General features: G+C 56.4%; 20 protein-coding genes. 6 read left to right on the top strand and 14 right to left on the bottom strand.

Annotation, left to right across the window (positions count from 1 at the left end):
- The 12 genes from HMPREF0308_RS05880 to HMPREF0308_RS05830 all read right to left on the bottom strand — a co-directional run.
- Nucleotides 1-965: Gp37-like protein (locus tag HMPREF0308_RS05880; RefSeq protein WP_428829070.1), on the bottom strand; the 965-nt coding region annotated here is incomplete at its 3' end.
- A gap of 10 nt (nucleotides 966-975) precedes the next feature.
- Nucleotides 976-1,470 (bottom strand): Gp37-like protein, encoded by a 495-nt coding sequence (locus HMPREF0308_RS14350; protein WP_005529665.1) that lies wholly within the window; start codon nucleotides 1,468-1,470, stop codon nucleotides 976-978.
- Nucleotides 1,464-2,381: a hypothetical protein gene (locus tag HMPREF0308_RS05875; protein WP_005529664.1), complete on the bottom strand. Its 918-nt coding sequence runs from the start codon at nucleotides 2,379-2,381 to the stop codon at nucleotides 1,464-1,466. The genes HMPREF0308_RS14350 and HMPREF0308_RS05875 overlap by 7 nt, the downstream gene beginning before the upstream one ends.
- A complete protein-coding gene (locus HMPREF0308_RS05870; RefSeq protein WP_005529663.1) occupies nucleotides 2,378-7,630 on the bottom strand; it encodes a phage tail tape measure protein in 5,253 nt (1,750 codons plus the stop codon). The genes HMPREF0308_RS05875 and HMPREF0308_RS05870 overlap by 4 nt, the downstream gene beginning before the upstream one ends.
- 349 nt (nucleotides 7,631-7,979) lie before the next feature.
- Nucleotides 7,980-8,417, bottom strand: coding sequence for a DUF7426 family protein (locus HMPREF0308_RS05865; protein ID WP_005529661.1), 438 nt, complete (start codon nucleotides 8,415-8,417; stop codon nucleotides 7,980-7,982).
- A gap of 80 nt (nucleotides 8,418-8,497) precedes the next feature.
- Complete coding sequence (locus HMPREF0308_RS05860; RefSeq protein WP_005529660.1) at nucleotides 8,498-9,070, bottom strand: phage tail tube protein; 573 nt, start codon at nucleotides 9,068-9,070, stop codon at nucleotides 8,498-8,500.
- 9 nt (nucleotides 9,071-9,079) lie between these two features.
- On the bottom strand, nucleotides 9,080-9,511 hold the full coding sequence (locus HMPREF0308_RS05855; protein ID WP_005529659.1) for a minor capsid protein: 432 nt from the start codon (nucleotides 9,509-9,511) through the stop codon (nucleotides 9,080-9,082).
- Entirely contained in the window at nucleotides 9,508-9,837 is a 330-nt protein-coding gene (locus HMPREF0308_RS05850; RefSeq protein WP_005529658.1) for an HK97 gp10 family phage protein, read from the bottom strand. The genes HMPREF0308_RS05855 and HMPREF0308_RS05850 overlap by 4 nt, the downstream gene beginning before the upstream one ends.
- A complete protein-coding gene (locus tag HMPREF0308_RS05845) occupies nucleotides 9,830-10,183 on the bottom strand; it encodes a hypothetical protein (RefSeq protein WP_236251890.1) in 354 nt (117 codons plus the stop codon). The genes HMPREF0308_RS05850 and HMPREF0308_RS05845 overlap by 8 nt, the downstream gene beginning before the upstream one ends.
- A 38-nt stretch (nucleotides 10,184-10,221) precedes the next feature.
- The gene (locus tag HMPREF0308_RS05840; RefSeq protein WP_005529656.1) at nucleotides 10,222-10,635 is read right to left on the bottom strand and encodes a head-tail connector protein; all 414 of its coding nucleotides are present in this window, start codon (nucleotides 10,633-10,635) and stop codon (nucleotides 10,222-10,224) included.
- Nucleotides 10,636-10,709: 74 nt separating this feature from the next.
- Nucleotides 10,710-11,603, bottom strand: coding sequence for a P22 phage major capsid protein family protein (locus HMPREF0308_RS05835; protein WP_005529655.1), 894 nt, complete (start codon nucleotides 11,601-11,603; stop codon nucleotides 10,710-10,712).
- 9 nt (nucleotides 11,604-11,612) lie between these two features.
- The gene (locus HMPREF0308_RS05830) at nucleotides 11,613-12,362 is read right to left on the bottom strand and encodes a hypothetical protein (RefSeq protein WP_005529654.1); all 750 of its coding nucleotides are present in this window, start codon (nucleotides 12,360-12,362) and stop codon (nucleotides 11,613-11,615) included.
- A gap of 225 nt (nucleotides 12,363-12,587) precedes the next feature.
- Between HMPREF0308_RS05830 and HMPREF0308_RS05825 the strand changes: the two genes are divergently transcribed.
- The 6 genes from HMPREF0308_RS05825 to HMPREF0308_RS05800 all read left to right on the top strand — a co-directional run bounded on the left by HMPREF0308_RS05825 (nucleotide 12,588) and on the right by HMPREF0308_RS05800 (nucleotide 15,851).
- The gene (locus tag HMPREF0308_RS05825; protein ID WP_005529653.1) at nucleotides 12,588-13,013 is read left to right on the top strand and encodes a DUF732 domain-containing protein; all 426 of its coding nucleotides are present in this window, start codon (nucleotides 12,588-12,590) and stop codon (nucleotides 13,011-13,013) included.
- 329 nt (nucleotides 13,014-13,342) lie between these two features.
- Complete coding sequence (locus tag HMPREF0308_RS05820) at nucleotides 13,343-13,633, top strand: hypothetical protein (protein WP_034657082.1); 291 nt, start codon at nucleotides 13,343-13,345, stop codon at nucleotides 13,631-13,633.
- A 43-nt stretch (nucleotides 13,634-13,676) separates the two neighbouring features.
- Nucleotides 13,677-14,108 carry a helix-turn-helix domain-containing protein gene (locus tag HMPREF0308_RS05815; RefSeq protein WP_005529651.1) on the top strand — a complete coding sequence of 144 codons (432 nt, stop codon included), beginning with the start codon at nucleotides 13,677-13,679 and terminating at the stop codon, nucleotides 14,106-14,108.
- A 124-nt stretch (nucleotides 14,109-14,232) separates the two neighbouring features.
- A complete protein-coding gene (locus tag HMPREF0308_RS05810) occupies nucleotides 14,233-14,574 on the top strand; it encodes a hypothetical protein (RefSeq protein WP_005529649.1) in 342 nt (113 codons plus the stop codon).
- Nucleotides 14,575-14,808: 234 nt separating this feature from the next.
- Nucleotides 14,809-15,201 (top strand): hypothetical protein, encoded by a 393-nt coding sequence (locus HMPREF0308_RS05805; protein WP_005529646.1) that lies wholly within the window; start codon nucleotides 14,809-14,811, stop codon nucleotides 15,199-15,201.
- A complete protein-coding gene (locus HMPREF0308_RS05800; protein WP_005529644.1) occupies nucleotides 15,198-15,851 on the top strand; it encodes a MucR family transcriptional regulator in 654 nt (217 codons plus the stop codon). The genes HMPREF0308_RS05805 and HMPREF0308_RS05800 overlap by 4 nt, the downstream gene beginning before the upstream one ends.
- Before the next feature lie 26 nt (nucleotides 15,852-15,877).
- Here the strand turns inward: HMPREF0308_RS05800 and HMPREF0308_RS05795 are convergent, their stop codons facing one another.
- Both HMPREF0308_RS05795 and HMPREF0308_RS05790 read right to left on the bottom strand, forming a co-directional pair.
- Nucleotides 15,878-17,029 (bottom strand): phage minor capsid protein, encoded by a 1,152-nt coding sequence (locus tag HMPREF0308_RS05795; protein ID WP_034657076.1) that lies wholly within the window; start codon nucleotides 17,027-17,029, stop codon nucleotides 15,878-15,880.
- A 3-nt stretch (nucleotides 17,030-17,032) separates the two neighbouring features.
- The gene (locus HMPREF0308_RS05790) at nucleotides 17,033-18,565 is read right to left on the bottom strand and encodes a phage portal protein (protein ID WP_034657072.1); all 1,533 of its coding nucleotides are present in this window, start codon (nucleotides 18,563-18,565) and stop codon (nucleotides 17,033-17,035) included.
- Nucleotides 18,566-18,714: the final 149 nt, after the last annotated feature.

Below are 18,714 nucleotides of genomic sequence, written 5' to 3'. Positions count from 1 at the left end.
TCCCTAATCGTCTCCAACCCCTTAGATAGCTTGTCAGTGAAATCAAGATACGGGTTAGACACATTTTTGCGCTTACCGATACGTGGGCTAATGCGCATACGCTCATCGCGTGAATCCTTAACCGTAATACCCGTGATAATGTCACTGACAACCACGCCGGATAGGTGCTCTTCGAAAGTCACACGGTCACCAACCTTGAATCCATAGCGCACCTTGCCATTATTAGCAATCTGATCATCACCCAAGGTCTTAGACACACTATGGCCCATCGTAATCTCAACCGACTGGCCACCTTTAGCCTCCAACAGGGCACGCTCCGCCAATGCCTGCGTATCGAAAGTAAAAGCGCCAGCCGTGGACTGTGTAAACGATTCACGCAGGTGGAATGGCCCCATGTGCGCGGCACGCTCCACATCCCTACGGTCAACAAACGCAAACAGCGTGTCTTCAACCTGCTTGTTGAGGAAGTTGCCGACCGCGCCTCCAAGTAATGCGCCAATAGGGCCAAGCGCAATACCACCAATAGCAGCCAAAATACCCTGAATAGCAAGGTCAATACCAAAATTAAGCGCTTCATTAACAAAATCATCCGACTTACCGCCAACAATGGCACGCGCCGCACCCGGTGATTTGCCAGACAGCTTGAATTCGTCAATCTCACCGGCTCGGGTACTGAATCGCACATGCTCACGCTTCACAGCGGGGCGAACCGCGATCACCAATCCTGGCACCGATGGCCCTGCAATAGGGGCAGAATGCGGATTAAATACTTGGTCAAGGTCAGCCCACCGCAGCATACGGCCACGCGAATATGCATCACCCCGCACCAAAGGCACAATCTTGCCCTCTGGGAATGGCTGCCCCGGCCACCACATTTTGCAATACAAATCATAGTCATGCTGGTTTAATGCATCTTTCAAAAGCGCATCCAAGCTCGTCATGCGTGCAGCCACATCGATACGCACTGAATTATCCCTATCCATCGTTGGGGGGCATGACAATGTAGACAGGCACGCTTGAGCGTGGCAGGTTGTGAGCCAGATAGTGGTAGACCACGTTTTGCAATGGGCCTTTTTGGTGGTCGCGCTTCTTCTGCACATTAAGGCTCATGTTCGGTGACGCAAACGCCAGAATGTTCGCCAACTGAATTTTGTCATCAATCAGTGTGAGGGTGATAGTCTCACGCCCTGGCTTGCCCGAAGCGACGTAGGAATCTACGCGGCCTGTCCAGTACCAGCCGTTATACTCCGCCGTAATCGGCACAACATCCTCATGGGCCTGCATAAGACGCTTAGCCAACGGATGATCCGCAGGGATAGTGATAGTGCCAGTACCCGCATTGAATCCAAATTCTTCGTTGAATTCGACATCAATGTAGCCCGTCAATCTCATGTGCTGCGTGTAGTCATTATTGTGCACCATGATGTTAAGCGGGTTCGGGCCGTAGCGCTCATTAATATCAGCTACCATGCTTGCTCCGATCGTGGCGTGTACGAGACCTGACAGCGGAACGACGGCCCGGCATTAATCGGCCGAATCACCAACGGGGTGACCGCATCCCTATTCACACCGCGTGGCGGCAAAGGCGTCTTCCAATAATGATCCGGATAGAGTGGCTGCAAATCCTCACCCGCACTAGACAGGAAAGATGGCCATAATTCATCCGTATCAACCCAAAATCCCTCAACCTTATAATTCAGGTATCGAGCTTTCACACTTCGCGGATCTGGCAACAAAAGGCGCTCATCACCCACACCGATATAACACCCGGAATGCTCACCCGTGACAGCCCACTTCAGCCACGCTGGCTGGTCACCCATATTCAGCATGTGCGCCTTAGGGGCCGTCTCACGGGTAAACAGTTTCACCTCATCAAACTTCTGCCAAAAAGACCTATCAGACACAAACGTGACCAGCTCGCCAATCTCCCCCACACGGCCCGGCATCTGCTCAAAATAATTAACCTCACTAATAGACTCGACACGCACGTCAATCCACCAGTAGCCAGATTCTTTAGAAATAGCGAACAGTCGGCATGTTTCACGTCCACGGCCCAACGATTCACGCCACAAAGAATGCTGGCGCCTAGCCCACGTAGACGAACGCGGATCACTCACCCACACCTGCAATGTAATATTGGCCTGCTCATCCGTAGTGCCCTTATGCACAGCACCATCCATGCCCGTAATCTTCTGCCAATCATGGGTAAACGGCGCACCCTGCAACCCCGTAGGCGGCACATTCAACCGCACAGGGGAACCAGGGCCACCAAACCACCACCGTGTTTTACGGTCAGCGCCTACCAGAAAGAATCGCAGTAGGTCGTCGTCTTCGTACTCATCCTTACGACCCCAAGACAGATCCGTTGAAATTAAACTCATAGCATGAAACTCCTCATGGCCTTTCCTAGCTCACGATGAGCGTTATCCAACTGGCCCTGCAGATACTTCTTCGGATCCTCAATCCGCACCGGGCCATTAAACACAGCACCGACACTGTTCTGAATCTGCTTACCGGCACGGTATTTCGCGGCATCCATATTTAGGCCCATAGCCTCAGCACTAGTCGAGCTGCCAGTCGAGAAATCCAATCTTCCCTGCATCAGCCCAGGCAAACCAGACCCAATGAGGTTAATCATGCTCATCACGTCGTAGCCAAGGCGCTTACCGGTCTCTAGCCAAATATCAGTGGAGCGTGCGCGCTTATCACTAGATAGCGGGATGTAGGCTTCTGGGCCTGCTTCTGCCCACAGCACAGCCGACGACCCATCATTAATCTGTGCCTGGCGTAGACCGCCAAGGATGCCACCATTAGCCATGGGGATGATATTGCCCGCCATTGGGCGCATCGCATCCGCCAGCAATCCGCGAATATCACGCAGTTTCGATGCCGCACCACTGCGCGTAATCTCACCCATCAAGCCCCAATCACCACTACGCGATGGATTAGCCTGGGCATTGACTGCCTTAAGCTCAAGTTCAGCCTGCTTCGCTTCAAGGTCACGGATTTCTTTTTCGAGCTTGGCGATCTTCTCCTTGGTTTCCTGAACTTTCTTCTCTGCCTTATCGACCGCTTGGTCTGCTGCTGCCTTTTGCGAATCTGTGGCCGTGAGATTGCCGTTCTTGTCTTTCTTGGAATAGGTTTCGTCACGCTTCATCTTCTTGATGTGCAAATCTTCCTCCGCCAGCGGCAGATCACTCTTTGCATCTTCGAGTGCCACGTGCTTCTTTTCCAAGGACTCCAAAGCCTTTTTAGAATCCTCAGTCAGCTTATCGCCGCTTTCCTCCGCAGCCTTGGAATACAACCCCACGACTTGGCCCCAGGACACGATGTCATCATCCATCGGCTGCCCAGTGTGCAGGCTGTAGAGCGCGGCCATAGCCTCAAGGAATGAACCATCCTTAAGCAGGGTGCCAGTACCGCCATTAAGCTCACGGGACTGCTTACCAGACATAGCGGAATCATCATCAAGGGTGCTACGCATCGCATCAAGAGTGCTACCAACACCCGGCGCGCCAATAACACCATTCAAGGAATCGTAGGCATCCAATCCCTCAGTAGTTAATGGGGTAGCGCCGCGCTTATAGTACCAATCCGTGAATCCTCGGCCCTCTAGTGGGCCAGCGGGTGCGCCGATGGTGAAACCGCCACCGGTGTTACCGCCGGATTCAATGAATGTGCCGTCATCCAACTGCATGGCGGTGTGTCCGCCGCCCGGGCCGCCGTTGTAGAACGCGACGCGAATATCACCAGGGCCGCCCTTGCCCTGCTTGTAGCCCTTAGCCTGTAGCCATGCGGCTTCGCCAGCGGTGGCGGTGCGTGAATTCCACGGGTCAAGGCCCTCGGAAGTGTTCACGGCTAGGGAGACAGCGCCGGAGCAATCCACGCCCGCCGGCGACCAACCACCAAAGATATAGGGGGTGTGGTTCATGAATTGGAGTTTCTTCTTCACCACAGATGCAGGCAGAACAGCACCATCTGCGAATGCTTGCACCTCGCCCGTCTGCCCATCAATGAGCTGGTAGCCGAACATCCCAGCCACCTTGGACAGGATTTGCTCGGAGCGGTCGCGCTTATTCTCTGCCAGTGGGATGTAGGCCTCACCGCCGGTTTCGGATTCTGCGAATACGCGGTAGGAGCCTGCGGGGGCGATGTGTGCCGTGTGGGATGGCTCATGATTCGATTTCCGGCGGCGCTCTACAGCACGCGCTACACCACGGTCACCACCATTAGCGAACGTCTCAACCGGGGCATCAATGCCGCCATCGGCACGCTCGAAAATATCCCTAATGTGGCGCGTAATGCTAATCATGTGCTCAGACACCGTGTTTGTGCGCTCGCGGGACAGGGTTGTCTGAATGTGCTGGCGGGTGGCCTCCGCATTGTCGGTGATGCGAACCTTGCCGTCGCGTTGCTTTTCCGCCTCAATACCCATCGCTTTGAGACGATCCATAGTATCGCCGGTGTTGTCAGCGATGATGACGTTGCCGTTGCGGTCTTTCGAAGCCTCAAAGCCTAATTGGTCGAGGCCCACCATCACATCGGCCATGTTGTCGAAGATGTGGACGTGGCCGGTCTTATCAGCGTTACTGGTAACAGCGGTGCCCATCTCAATTTCGCGGGCGATAACATCCGCAATGTTGTCGTTGATGGTGACCTGTCCGGTGGTTTCGTCCTTGACGGCTAGCCCAAGGTCAATGAGGCGTTGCTTTACATCATCGGCATTGTCGGTGATGTCCATGCGCCCGTCTGGCAATGCGGTGACCTTAGCCCCCAGCTGGTCAAGGGTAGTCAGAATATTGTGGCCTTCGGGGAACTCAATGTTCACACGACCTGAACCATCATCGAGGCGCTTGACCTCAAGGCCCAGCTCTTCCAGCTCAGTCTTAACCTTCGGAGCCATGGAGGAAACCTGAATGGTCTTCTCATCCGGCACGGCGACAATATCATCACCCAACTTTTCAAACACGGCGGTGGTGTCATCAACCTGGTTCTTCAGTCCGTTGAGCTTGTCGCGCAGGGCATCTGCCTTGACGGACTCCAAATCACCGTTAAGGCTTCCTACCTCCTTACCTAGGGTGATGGCAGAGCCGGTAGTGTTTTCCATCTCCTTAGACAGTGCATTCCACAAGCCTTGGTGGCCTTGCCACATAGCCCAGGACGAACCGTTAATCTTGTCCATCGCATCCTGGTTACCCATCAGCGCTTTTCGGACATCTTCCGCGCTGATACCGGCCTTTTCCATGTCCTTCGCCATGGACTGGTAGGTGTCGGAACTTTGCAGGGCAGCATCCACCGCACCCTCGGTCGCTACCTTCACCTCGCGCATCGCATCCGCGTTACCATTCACGGCATCACGCACCGTGTCTTGTGCTAATCCCAGCTCGCGGGCAGCATCCGCCGCGCCAGACTCTTGCAGCTTCTTGTTAATCAGCTCGTTTGTCTGGTTAGTGATAGCACCAGTGGTTTCGTCAAGACTGCCGCGCAGTTCTTCCTGCGCCTGCTTGTGCTCTTCCTCAGCCTGCTTGGCTTCTTGATGCTTTTTCACCAATTCACCAATAGCCCAAGATGCGCCCATAATAGCGAGTGACCAAGGGCCACCCATAGCGTCAATAAGTCCGCCTGCGGCCTTACCCACACCACCCATTGCACCCTTCATGACTGCTAGGCCACCGGATGCGAATCCCTTAGCGTGAGCGCCCATGTTGGTGGTGGTGGCGATGAAGCTATGCCCCATCTGGGAGCCAATACGGTCAATGGTGGTGAATGCGTTAGTGGATTCGAGGGCTTGATTCTTTGCCGCTAGTGCTGCTGCGCGGTGGTGGCTAGCCATGGTACGCAATCCAGCAGACGACGCCAAGTAAGAACGCGACGCGTTAGACAGGGCGCGGTCGAGGCCCTCATGGCGAGTACGCAGCACATCCACTGCTGCGCCCACGGTGCTGATGTCTTTACCGAATCCCTTAGCGAGGGACTTCTGCACTTGCATTTCTTGGCCGAATCGTGCGATAGCACCGGTGCCCTCATTCAGCTTGCCTGTAAGCCCCAAGAACTTGGACGCGAAAGTCACCACGGCGGCGGATGCCACAGGCACGGCCCATGATGACAAACCATCGTTCAAACCGGAAAGGTGACCAGTCACGATACCGAATGCGCTTGCCATATCCTCCGCACCGGGTACTAGTACGTCTGCGATGGCGTTACCGGCTGCGGTGGCACCATCGGCAAGGAATTTGGCCTGCCCTCCTAGGTTTTCCATGATTTGGCCGCCGATAGCAAACCCGGGGCCGGTGATTAGGTTTGCGGCACCCTCAAGTCCGCCTGTAACGAGGTCGAGGGCTGCAACCATTCCGCCCTCGGTGGCCTCATAAATCTGGGTTTGTGCTGTCTCCCACGCATTCTGTACGCGGCCAATAGCGCCCGGCAAGCCCTCGGTCTGTGCCGCCGCGACCTCAGCGGCCTGGCCTTGACGGGTGACAGCCCCCTTGAGCTTTTCGAATCCCTCGCCGCCCTGTTCAGCGGCGATACCAGCCAGGCGCATAGCATCCGAACCAAACAGGGTTGCGGTTGCGGCCTGGTACTGCTCATCCGTCATCCTGCCGGATGCGTCCTGCAATTGCTCCATGAGCGACTGCATGCCCACGAACTTTCCATTAGCGTCGTAGACCGTGAGGCCCAGTTCTTCGATAGCCTGCTGCGCTGGCTTTCCTTGGTCTGTAAGCGCCAACAGGGCAGTCTTCATCAAAGTACCAGCATCCGATCCTTGGATACCAGCATTGGCGAACATCGCCAAGGTGGTCGCCGTATCATCGATAGACACGCCAAATTGATTAGCGACCGTACCCGCCTGCTGCAAGCCTTGGGAAATGCCGGTCATCTCAGCCGAGGAGGCGTTAGCGGCACCTGCGAGGATGTCCGAGACGCGGGCGGCGTTGTCAGCATCTAGGCTGAATGCCTGCAACGCCTGGGACTGAATAGTAGCCGCCGTGGCTGCATCCACCTGTGCCGCCGCCGCCAACTGCAGCGTGCCCTTAGCCGCACCAATGGACTGTTCAACGGTGAAACCGCCCTTAGCCAATTCGGTCATGGCGGCTGCGGCATCACCCGCGCTGGTATTAGCCAAGTCGGTATCATTACCCAATTGCTTGGCCGCGTCCGCGACCTGCTTCATCTGGGATGCCGTAGCACCTGACACGGCATTCATGGTGTTCAACTCAGACCGGTACGCCATACCGGTCTTAATCATGTCGTTAAACGCGGCACCGACACCGCCCACGGCGGCACCCAAGCCAACCATACCGGCAACACCAGACAGGGATTCAAAAACACCCTTGAGCTTGCCACCGGACGCGGCCGCCTTTTCCAGCTCTGCGGCTACTTGCCCATTGACGGACAGTTGCTTACCTTGCGCCCCGGCATCACGGAGATTATCACCCAGCGATTTAGCAGACTTGCCCGCCGAACCCAGCTTGTCGGCACCCTTGGGGGTTACGTCGATGTTGTTCTTTTCGACGCGCTCCGCACTCTTCTTCACGTCGTTAAGATCACGCTTAACACTACCCAGGGTGGACGACACACCCGTGGTATCGACTTTGATTCGAGCGTTGAGGGTACCAACTTCAAGGGCCATGGGGTTACCTACTTAGTAATCTCAGATGTGAGTGAAAGTGCCTGCCGCAGGCGGCTAGGCTGGTTAATCAAGTCAGCGATACGAATCTCCAACCACCGCCAGGTGCGATGCTGTAGGTCGCCGCTTTCAACATCGATGTGGTAAATCGTGTGTAAATCACATTCGATGGCATTCCACGATTCGAGGATTTGCAGCCAACTGATTTGTTGTGCCCCCACAGGTCGTTGTGCTTCGGCTGGTGTGGGGGCGTACCAGTCGCGCAATCCTGTTTCTGGGTCGTATGGGCCGCCACCGGTGTCATCGTCTCCGTATGCACCGGCGCGGGGGTCATACTTGCCATAGGGGCCATCTAGGAGGTGGTCTTCTTCCGGCGCGTCTTCGGCTTCTGTGCCTGCGCCTTGGTTTCCTCCCACTGCTCCGCCGCTTCCGGCACCAGTGGCTCCTGTTCTTTTCCCAGGCGGTTTTCCCACCAGAATTCACCAAAATCAGCATTCACACCGTAATGCGCCATGGCGGTGTTACCGACGTGAAGAATCTCATTCAGGGGCACACCGTCGGATTCCATTTCATCCCACAGGCCACCGCTCATGGTGTCGGTGTCCTCGTCGTATTCGGAGCCGAATAGGCGGGCGATGAATCGAATCTCGTCTGCTGGGTTGCGGTCTGGGTCTACGAAGTGGCGTTTGAGTTGCAGGCCGAATTCTGCGTTGGGTGATTGGACGGTGTACACCTTGCCATCAATGGGGAGGTGCAGGTGTGGGTCGTGGAATTCGCGCAAGTCACGCACGGTGTGAATCTCCTAAAGATAAAAATGAACCAGGGCCACCGCTATGGTGAACCCTGGCCCTAGTTGTCCAATGGGGTTTATTACATCTCCCCGGAGCGGCCCGTATCGGAGACGCCCGGGCCGGTAGCGGACTCGCCCGCAGGGACAGATGTGGCAGAAGCGTCGGTCACTGGCTTAATGCCCATCGGCTCACCACGCGACATGAGGGTGAAGCTGAAAGAATCCAGGTCTTCGTTACCACCGGCGTTATCCTCCCACTGCACGGAGAAGTAGGACTCATAGCCCTCCTGCACACCATCGGTGCGCCAACAACGAGCCTGAACGACGTTATCAAGGCCCATCTTGCGGCCCGCTTCACGCAGGTAAGCCTGGCCCGGATCCTGCTTAAAGGTCTCGCCGGACTTTTCGCCCTTGCGCTTGCCCTCGCCCTTGAAGGTCATTTCGATTGCGGTAGCGATCTGAGACTTGTAGCCCTTGGAGTCGATGTCGGAATCGTCCTGCATGGTTGGGGAGGTCTGCGGCGCGAACTGGGACAGGCCACGGACATACACCCACTTTGGGGAATCCTTGGTGCCGGTGTTGACCTGCAGTGCCCAATCGCGGGCTAGGGTGGAATTAAGGTCAAAAGAAGATGGTGCCTTTGCAACAGCCATTTGAGTCTCCTAGTTTGGGTTGACTACGAATTCGTAGGAATCCACCCGGTGATAAACGCTGGCTTCATCCCGTTCCTCATAGGTGAGGACACGCTGTGAGACTAAGACGCTGGTAGCGTTGTCCAGCTTGTAATGCGCCTGCTCATGCAGCAGCTTGTAGATGTCATCCGCGACCCGTGAAGCGTATCGGGGGTCACGCGTGCCCTTGATACGTAGTTGCGCACGGATAGCAGGTGTGCCCGTGTCATAGCCCCCATTAGTGCCATGGTGGTAGATGTTGATGCCAATAGATGGGCCTGCCTCATCCGGAATCACCCCAAGGTAGATAGCCGGTGGTGTGAACTTCGAATAGATACCGTTAGGTGCCCACTGCGCTAACTTATGGGCTGCTAGGTGGCGTGCTAAATCCTCACGCAGTGTTGAGTAGGTTGGTGCCGTCATAATGCTTTCCCTATTTCCTCCGCCATGATTTGTACTAACTCGTCCTGATAATCCAACAGGGCGGATTCAAGATATTTGGCTTGGCCATCGTTGTGGTGCCAGCCAACTTCTTCATGCTGGCGGGCCGCGTACTTCGTGTTAAAAGACACCACGGCTTGTTTATCTTCCACGGTGGTCTTAGCGGATGCGCGTAAGGTGCCGGTTTCGATGGGGGTGCGTTGTACCGCTTCGTCGCGTAGTTTTTCACCTGCTGCGCGTGCCGCCGTGGTTGCCCGCTTTTCCATAGTGGCGGCTACTTGTTCGCCGCGCCAATCTAAATCAGCCATAGGGGTTAATCACCCCTGAATCATCGGGCTGCGCACCATCGCCACCGCCACTATCGGGAATGGTCATGATTAGCTTTTGGTGGTCTGGGGTTTGATTGCCGGCACCATCATGTGCGCTGCGAGTGGTGACTTCCCACGGGCCGGTTTCGAACGGTTTGGGGAGTTCGATTAGGTCGCCGCGTTCGACCACTAGGCCGAGGGGGCAGTAGATGATGGTGTCTGTGACTGTGTGCTCGCCTGCTGCGTCAACGGTGCGGCGGGTGGCCTGCCTAACGAATGCCTTAAACGGTATTGGTGTTCCCTCATTCCAGCCGTAGGGGGACGCACCAGCGCCGCGCAACAGCACACACTCATGCTTAAACCACAAGTCGGCAAGCTCTTTATCTACCGCACCCACGGGAATCCCCCAATCAGGCCAGCATTCGCCAGAATCTCCTGCGCGTACTCACATAAAGTATTCGCGGCGTTGTCGCGGGCGGCGGCGGCTTCTGCACCACTCATGCCCACCGACGCATCACCAATCGAGCTAGATGTCACCTGTGCGGTTCCGGCTTCGAGCTTGCCCGGGGTGATGTCATTTTCCACCCACACCGTCACCTGCTCACAGGTGGCATCACGTAAAGCATCCATCACGTCTGGGTCGTCCGGCATGCCGCTGGGCTGCACATCAAAGCGGGCGGCACGGGTAGCATACTGAACGAGCGACGATGCACGTCGAATCAACGGTTCGAGTTTCACACCATCGAAAGTGTTGTCAGCCCACTTTTGTACATCCGTGGGCTGGGCAAAGATAAGCACTAGGATTCCTCTCTAAAAATGCGAAAAGCGGGGCGGGGCAACAATCCCCTACCCCGCTAATCAGGTGTTATCGACTAGGCAGCAACAGCAGAACCAGCCGGGTCAACAATGTCCAGGTCAGCCGTAGCGATACCCTCCGGGCGGACAACGCCCGCGCCGTAAACATTCAGACCACGAACAATGTCGCGGAAACGGCTCGGGTCACGCAGCGCTTCAGTCTCAACCAGCTGGGATGCGAACACGAACGCGCCCGGAACACCCGCGATAGCCAGCTCACGGCCGGACGTGGACGGCGCATTGTTGGACACCATCACCTCGAAACCGATAGCGCGGCCAACAATGCCATTACGCAGACCCTCGGCGGTGCCGGATGCGTCCACCTTGGTGAAACGCGGATCCATAAGCAGCGCGGAGTAGGTCTTGGGGCCAACAACAACCCAGCGGCCAGTGGTCGGCACGGACTGCATGTTGAGCTTCTCGGACAGCTTGACCAGCGTCTTAAACGCGGTGGTCTGGCCGTTGCCGACCTTATCCGGGTCGTCATTCACGACCTTCAGAGTGCCGATCTTGTTGGCAGACAGGGCACCCTCCTTAAGCTTGCCAGCGATGAACTTGTCAACGCCGTCACGCAGGCCGGTAGCTGCAGCACGGGTAGCCGGGCCTTGAAGGTCGCCAGCAACCTGCACCTTGTCAACGTCATTGACGCCAAAGGAGAAGTACTTGCCCTGGTCGATCTTAAGGGTGTTATCAGCCGTGGTGAGATCCTCAATGGTGAGGTCTGCGTCCTTGTCGTACTCCTTGATGGTCGGTGCCGTCAGGGTGTTGAAGTGGACGGTGTCACCCATGCCGGTGATCTGGCCGAAGTAGCCAGTGGATGCGATGGACGACTGGCCGTACACGAGGGACTTCTCGTACGGTTCTTGGATTGCGGCGTTCCACAGTTCAGGAACAAAACTTGCGACAGACATTTATGTCTCCTAGTTCTTCATAAGGTTTGCTACGCGTCCCTCGCGGACGGCCTTGTTGATTTCCGTGGCGGTCATCGACTTAAGGTCTTCACGCGTGAGCTGTCGTGCTGCGCCTCGTTGAGTGTTGGATGTGTCTACACCGGATGCCTTGTGGGTCGCCTGGACGAGGGACGGGTGAGACTCGATTTTGTTGGTGACGATTTGGGCCACCTGGGTCTCAAAATCATCTGCATTTACATCTAGTTGGGTGTAGGCGTTGTCCGAATTGAGGACAGCGGCCAAAAGGTCTGTATCGACCGTGCCATCCACCTTGGACACGGCGGCGCGTACCGCGTCGTTGCGGCGATACTTGGTGAGGGTGTCCCGCATTTCGTCGCGTTCCTTGGCGGCTGCTTGCTCACGCTCTACTGCTGCGTCGATGAGCTTTTGCGGGTCGCTGGTCTCATCCTCAACGAGTCCTAGCTTTTTACCGATGTCTTGGATGAGCTGGTTGCGCTCTTGCTCTGCCTTTTCTTGTGCGGCTTTAAGCTCGTCTGCCTTGGCGGCTTCCGCATCCTTGCTGCGGGTGCGATACTTGGCGGATTCGTCGCGGAGGCTGCGAATTTCCTTTTGTGCCCATTCGGGGAGGTCTTCGATACCACCAGCGGGTTGATTAGTTTCCTGTTGTGGCTGGTTGGTTTCTGGTTGGGTGTTTGGCTCCTGGCCTGCCGGGTTTTCCTGCGCCTGGCTGGTGTTTTCCGGGTTGGTGTTTTCGGGCACCGCTGTTCTCCTACATATCGGGGTGAATGGTTACCCCTGTAGGGTGTGGTAATTACGCCGTTGTCCTTTTGGACGGGCCAATGATGCGGATATATTTGGATACAGGCAAGCGGTTTTCTAAAATCCTCGCGCCTCCTAATAAACGGGGGGGATGAAGCCCAGCTGTCCGCTAAATGTTGCCCAACATAACATCGTCATGCAACAATTGCTAGAGAAAGGCAAACAATGACATACAACAACGCAACCCAATACCAAAGCCCAACTCCCGAAAAAGCCGGTCGCCAACTCCGCTGGTGGCATATCGTCCTGAGCATGCTAGCGGGCGCGATTATCGCTACCGTGTCCATCGTGGCAATCACATTCGCTATCCCAGAGGAATCAGTAGAAGAAGGTAGCGCGTCAGAAGTAGGCGGTGGCAACACTGCCGCGTCTCAATATCTTTCAGATAAGGGGATAAACATTGAGCCGGAGCTAGTCGGCAGGATTTCCACTATTGTGTGCGATGGTATGGATAGTGGCAACACCGGAAGTCAGCTAATTGACGCGGTGCAGCAGACTATGGACGGAATCAACTACATAAACGCCTCTGAATTGGTAGCCGCTTCCACGGTTTACACCTGCCCTGAACATATTGGAAAGCTGGCTAGGTAATTGTCTACATCACCGAATGATTTCACTCTTCTCCGCGCACGCGGAGGTATTTCCTAGGTTCGAGCCCTGGTGGGGAAGCTTTTTCTAACCCTCGCTGACCTTTATAAATGCTGGTCGGTGGGGGTTTTCTAGTTTTTGCGATAAGGCGGTATAGGGCAGTTTATGGCGGTTTGCGGTGGTGTATGCAGTCAAATTGCAGTCACACTTTTACCACCCTTTACCCCCGCGCTACCCCCATGTTGACGCGAAGCGCGACAGGGATTAATGTTAGTCATGTCAGAAAGAAAGAGACCGGCACAAAGCCAGTCCAAACCGGAAAGGAATCCGAAATGACCACCCTCACCTACTCCGCAGAGCTGGAACTCGCCAACAACGGAATCACCCACACCACCGCAATCATCGACACCTACGGCGACACCACCGCAGAAGTCATCAAAGACATGCTCGACTTCTTCAACTCCCCTGACTATGAGGGCAGCCTGCAAGACTTCGAGGTCGTAACCCAGGAAATCGATGAAGACTTTGAGGAAATCGTCATCCAGGGCACCATCGCAGAAACCGATGAAGACACCAACGAGGAAACCGAATACATCGCAACCGTCACCATCATTGGACGCTAAACCAACAGCCCCGGCCATACCGCCGGGGTGCACTTATATCACCATGGATATTTACGAAACCCCATATGACGAATACGGCCCCGAATGGCACGCCACCCTACCCGATGATGTGCGCAAGCCGGTATTCCCCCACAATCCAGCGCACGCCCCGCGCAGTGGCCTAGCCCTACGCGTAGCCCGCGAATCATTAGGAATCAGTGCGGCACACCTAGCCGAATGCCTAGGGGTAGGTAAGCGCACGGCAGAGCGGTGGGAGAAGCTCGATGAAATCCCCGGGTGGGTAGAAACTGCTCTCCGCAAAATCACCTTTGCTACCCAGGTGTGGGAATCGGATTTACAGGATGCTGGGCAGGTCATGATCCACACCGGCGGCTACCGCATGCTGGATGGTCGGCCACTACCTGAATCGTGGTGGATACACCTTGTGGGCCAGGCCATGCGCACTAATGCAACTATCATCCCAATCGCTGACTAAAAGCAGCCCTGCCGCCCCTGAGGTGGTGGGGTTTTCCTTTGCCATAAACAATGTTTGCAACTCGGGTTGACATTGAAACCGGGGTGACATACAATGGGGTTGTAAGCAAGAAAAGGAGCAAAAAATGACCACCTACTACCGCATCCAGTCCCAGAACCGCCCCGACATCCTCGACCCGGAAAACCAGTTCTCCTACTCCTGGAACAACCTGGGTGCAGACCCACGCCACGGCATCAGCGTCATGGACGACCGCGAAGCCCTCGCCGAGTACATCGCCCAGACCGGCATCCAGTGGGACGAAACCTGGGAGCTGCTCGAGGTCGAAGGCGCCACCTCCGAGGATGAGGATGAGGACGCTCACATGGGTGCTCGCCTCATCATCCCCACCGCCATCATCTCCCGCGAGCCAATCGAAGAGTCCTTCATGGAGGAAATCTTCGAAGCTTTCGAAAACCTCGCCGCATAACCCCCGCCACCACAGAAAGGAACACCCACAATGACCTGCCAGCTATTTCTCCTCTGCGAGAATGAAGCGACCACCACCCGCCCCGGCCCTCAATTCGTGGACGGAAAGCCCCAAATCGTAGAGGTACCCGCCTGCGAACGCTGCGCCGAAAAGATGGATCGCATTAGCGCCATGGACTAGCCGCCAAGGGGCCGGTTTTCCGGCCCCACCCCACCAAAGAAAGGACCCATCACAATGACCACCATCGATAATCTCTCCGAGACTCTCCACTACGCACTAGACATGAGTATCGACGCCGCCGAAGATGCCCTACGCACCTACATCGCCCAGATTGAGAAGCTAGAAGATCGCAGCATCGACGAGGACGAAATCAGCAAAGACGATGCCGACTTCCTTATCGGCGCCGTTAAATCCGCACGCCGCGCCGGTGACCTTGGTCAAAAGCAGCTCGCCGCCCTAGAGGAAGCCACCGCAGACTACCAGCACGCCACCGACACCGCCGATGCTCTACGCGACGAGCGTGACGCCGCTATCCGCGCCGCCGTGCACGCCGGGGCACGCATCCAGGATGTGGCCACCGCTGCCGGTATCTCCCGCCAAGCGGTAGACAAGATCATCCGCGCATGAAACCCGGCGACAGGGATGGGTATGGCCGGTACGGCTACCTCGATGGTGATGATGAGCGCATTATCTGCCACGAGTGCGGGGGGCTGTACCGGGCACTGGCCCCGCACCTGATTAAAGCCCACGACATGACCGCAGCCGAATACAAGCAAGCGCATGGGTTGCCCCGCGGCATGGGGCTAGTAGCCCCTGAGACGCGGCGCGCCAAGTCACGCCAAGCCCTAAGCCATGTGGGTACACCGGAGTGGGATCGGATGGTAGAAAAGCGCGACCCCACAGCCGCGTCACATGCCCGCACAGAAAAGTCTTTCACCTCCCGTGGTGTGATTGCCGAGCAGAAAGCAGCGACGGCGCGGGCAAACATCAAAGGGGTGAAAAAGCCGGTCACCCGCCGCTGTATAGTCTGCGGAAAGCTGCTTACTGAGGTGCGCGGGCGCGCTACATGTAGCGACCGGTGCTATCGCATTCAGCTGTATGAGCGGACGGCGAAGTCCGGCGCGAGGGCGTGGATGGAGCGTAGAGACGCGGGCGAATCACTATCGGAGATAGGCCGTAGTGCGGGCGTATCCCATGTGGCGGTGCGGGTGCGGATTGAAAGATTCCGGGCCTACCTCAAGCTTTGCGCAGAGCTTGGGCGCACACCTATAGAGTAAAGACCCCCGTGGTGGCGGGGCTTGGCCTAATCATCGAAGCTATCCCCGTCGCGGAATTCAACACCCACAGCTCCCTTAGCCGGTTTCATCAATTGTTCGCGTTCACGTCGGCGCGGCAAGTCATGCTTAGCAATGTGGTCGCGCAACTTAGCCTGATACGCATTCTTCCGCTGGCGCGCTGCCCTCACATCCGTTTCATCAATCGCGGCAGCTTCCATCCGCTTCGAAGCTCGAATCTGGCGCTCATAGTAGCGTTGCTTCTGGGTTGCTTTGTAGCCAGTATCGTCACCATCGTAGGGTGCGTCACTTACCCGCGTGTAGCCGGGAATGTAGGCAGAATGCGTGTGGCGGCAATTAACGTGGTGAAGCCCACTTGCCTCAGCGTCCCGCATTGTGGCTTTAACGTTGACGATACTGTCCCCGATGCGGTGAGTGCCCGGCGCGAACTGCCCAGTGAGTGACAGTACTTTCCGCTCAAATGGGGCACACTGCGGGGCTGGGTTCTTATGCGACGACACCACTACTAGGTCAATGCCGTGCTCAATCATCGTGTTGGTGTGGCCTGCCCGCAACGCCTTATTGGTCATGGTGCGCACAGCCATTTCCGCGTAGGTGTCCAATCCCCACTTGCGGCCTGCCTTGTCCACATAGAACGGTAATCCCTCCCGGGCCATGCGGGTAAAAGCACGCTGCGCCGCTTGCTGCGTAGTCATCACCCCCGTCACGCTATAACCGGTGGCCTCCACCCCAATACGCCGCCAAATGTCATCCACGCGGCGCACAAGGTTGCGGTGCACTGGTTCCATCGTGGTAATTGCCTCAGACACAAGGGCATACACAGCCGCGCTACTCTCAAACACTGGGGCGGCTGGTGTTGGGCGCAAATGCTCTGGAAGTGCAGCGAGTTCCTTTTCTGCCTCAATCTGCCCACGCAAATAGGCCGCGTCAATCGTGCTGCGCCACGTCGTCCCCAACCGTTGGTGCAGCGCGTCTGCCATACCCTCGATGTTTCCGCGCTCTTGCCGAATCGCAAGCAGCTGCGCTTCAGCCCACGTAGGTGACTCCCCCGTCCTGATTAAGGCGCGGCGGATCACCTCAATCAAATACATTTCGGCACGCCGATACAGGGCTACAACATCATCGTTTAGCCCCTCTGTACGTGCCGGGTCAAAGACCAAGGGTTAATCCTCACCTAGTGGGTCTTCATCTGGCTTAATGTTACCTAGTGGGTCAAATGTGCCCGCTTGCTCCGCAAGGATGCGGTCTACCTCTACCTGCTTATCCTCTTCATCCCACTCAGTGTGTAGCATGTCAATCTTTTGCTGCGTGGAGATAGCGCGTGCCGCGTCCAGGGCTTGGATGGTGGATGCCTTATCCAGCATGGTTTCTTGCACGGGTGCGGTCATGTCTACCTTGACGCGTGCGGTGGGCATAGAGCCACCGTTGAGCCACGCATCCACTTCAAGTAGTGCATCCGCCAACTGTGAAAGTCCGGCACGCATGTAGCGGGCTTTAGCTTTCCACGTTTGGATGGATGCTTGGTATTCTGCTTCTACTTCGCGGGCGGTCTTTTGCGCCGCCGTGCTTCCACCAATACCGAATGTGGCGGGGCTGTAATTTGCGCGGCGTAGGATTTCCAGCACGGTCTGCTCCGCCAGTTTCAAATACTGCTCGAAACGCAACGATGGCTGGAAGAACTGCGCCCCGGCCTGCTCCGATGGGGAAACATTCATGCCATCGTAGAATTCGCGGTCAATATCGAATGCTTGACCCTTGCCAAATCCCTGTTGGTCGAGCCAGTGCTCCGGGACGGTGGCGCGCATCCTACCTAGGCGCATTTCACGGCGGATGTCCGTCCAAATCTCATCCAGAGTGTCAAACAGGGAATGCAAATCTGGGCTGATGTCTGGGCGGCCAATATTGCGCAGTTGGCCATCCTTACGGAACCCCACAACCGGCAGGGCATTCGGGAAATACGCGGCGGCAATACCTGTAGTGTGTGAGTCCACCCCACCGTTAGAGTCCACAATCTCCGCTAGCGCTGCGGTGGCCGGGTGCGCAGATAATTCACGCGGGGTGCCGAGGTTTCCATCCTTGCCCTCGTACAATCCGTATTCGATTCGCCCTGCGGTGTAGTGCGACAATAGCCGCCATGTGGTTTTTTCATCCGTCTTAGGCAAGGTTTCAGCAAACGTGATGCCGGTGAGCTTGCCATATGAGAATTCAGGGTAGGCGCTATCTGCATCCACAAAATCAATCCACGGGTCTGGGGACACATTGGTATCCCACATGATGCGACCAAACGCGCCGCCCAATGCGGCGCACGATTCACCCATGACCAACAAATCAGCGGGGAACGTGTCATTATTGAGCATCAGGTCTAGGCGTTCCTGGCCGTGCTCATCATCCACGGTGAACGTCGGCGGCGTATCAAACAACAGGCTTGCGGACGTGTAGGCCAGGTCAGCGGCCAGCGGCAAATGAACCTTACGATTCTTCTGCCCCTGCGGCGTAGGAGAACCCCAAAAGAAACGCGACACACTACCCACTACCCCGCCCGCAAACTGGGATGGGCGATTAAACCCACCAGTGGCATAGTGCGAATCCAGGCGCTTAGTATCACCCTCCCACCACAACGCCGCATCATCAATCATCCGGGTGACAGGTGCCCACTTTTCTGGTGGCCACGGGGTATTAGGCGCGGGCAATGCCATAGTGTCTCCTAAGCAGTAATCCAGCGAGACCACAAATACCGGGATGAAAACACGCTATAACGCCACGCGTCACAGAAATCGTCCCCCTCTTTGATGGGCTTGTCGATTCCTTTGTCTTGTGCTTTTTCATCCCACCTGTAGCCGGGGAT

This window comes from Corynebacterium striatum ATCC 6940, from assembly GCF_000159135.1.
In the GTDB taxonomy this organism is placed as follows: Bacteria; Actinomycetota; Actinomycetes; order Mycobacteriales; family Mycobacteriaceae; genus Corynebacterium; species Corynebacterium striatum.
This window is presented reverse-complemented; position numbering and strand designations above follow the sequence as displayed.

Bases quoted from the DNA above. Each gene is read 5' to 3' on its own strand.
- HMPREF0308_RS05820 (WP_034657082.1), top strand. From the start codon at position 13,343: ATGACCACCCTCACCTACTCCGCAGAGCTGGAACTCGCCAACAACGGA.
- HMPREF0308_RS05815 (WP_005529651.1), top strand. From the start codon at position 13,677: ATGGATATTTACGAAACCCCATATGACGAATACGGCCCCGAATGGCAC.
- HMPREF0308_RS14350 (WP_005529665.1), bottom strand. From the start codon at position 1,470: ATGGTAGCTGATATTAATGAGCGCTACGGCCCGAACCCGCTTAACATC.
- HMPREF0308_RS05870 (WP_005529663.1), bottom strand. From the start codon at position 7,630: ATGGCCCTTGAAGTTGGTACCCTCAACGCTCGAATCAAAGTCGATACC.
- HMPREF0308_RS05875 (WP_005529664.1), bottom strand. From the start codon at position 2,381: ATGAGTTTAATTTCAACGGATCTGTCTTGGGGTCGTAAGGATGAGTAC.
- HMPREF0308_RS05825 (WP_005529653.1), top strand. From the start codon at position 12,588: ATGACATACAACAACGCAACCCAATACCAAAGCCCAACTCCCGAAAAA.
- HMPREF0308_RS05860 (WP_005529660.1), bottom strand. From the start codon at position 9,070: ATGGCTGTTGCAAAGGCACCATCTTCTTTTGACCTTAATTCCACCCTA.
- HMPREF0308_RS05805 (WP_005529646.1), top strand. From the start codon at position 14,809: ATGACCACCATCGATAATCTCTCCGAGACTCTCCACTACGCACTAGAC.
- HMPREF0308_RS05835 (WP_005529655.1), bottom strand. From the start codon at position 11,603: ATGTCTGTCGCAAGTTTTGTTCCTGAACTGTGGAACGCCGCAATCCAA.
- HMPREF0308_RS05800 (WP_005529644.1), top strand. From the start codon at position 15,198: ATGAAACCCGGCGACAGGGATGGGTATGGCCGGTACGGCTACCTCGAT.
- HMPREF0308_RS05810 (WP_005529649.1), top strand. From the start codon at position 14,233: ATGACCACCTACTACCGCATCCAGTCCCAGAACCGCCCCGACATCCTC.
- HMPREF0308_RS05790 (WP_034657072.1), bottom strand. From the start codon at position 18,565: ATGGCATTGCCCGCGCCTAATACCCCGTGGCCACCAGAAAAGTGGGCA.
- HMPREF0308_RS05850 (WP_005529658.1), bottom strand. From the start codon at position 9,837: ATGGCTGATTTAGATTGGCGCGGCGAACAAGTAGCCGCCACTATGGAA.
- HMPREF0308_RS05855 (WP_005529659.1), bottom strand. From the start codon at position 9,511: ATGACGGCACCAACCTACTCAACACTGCGTGAGGATTTAGCACGCCAC.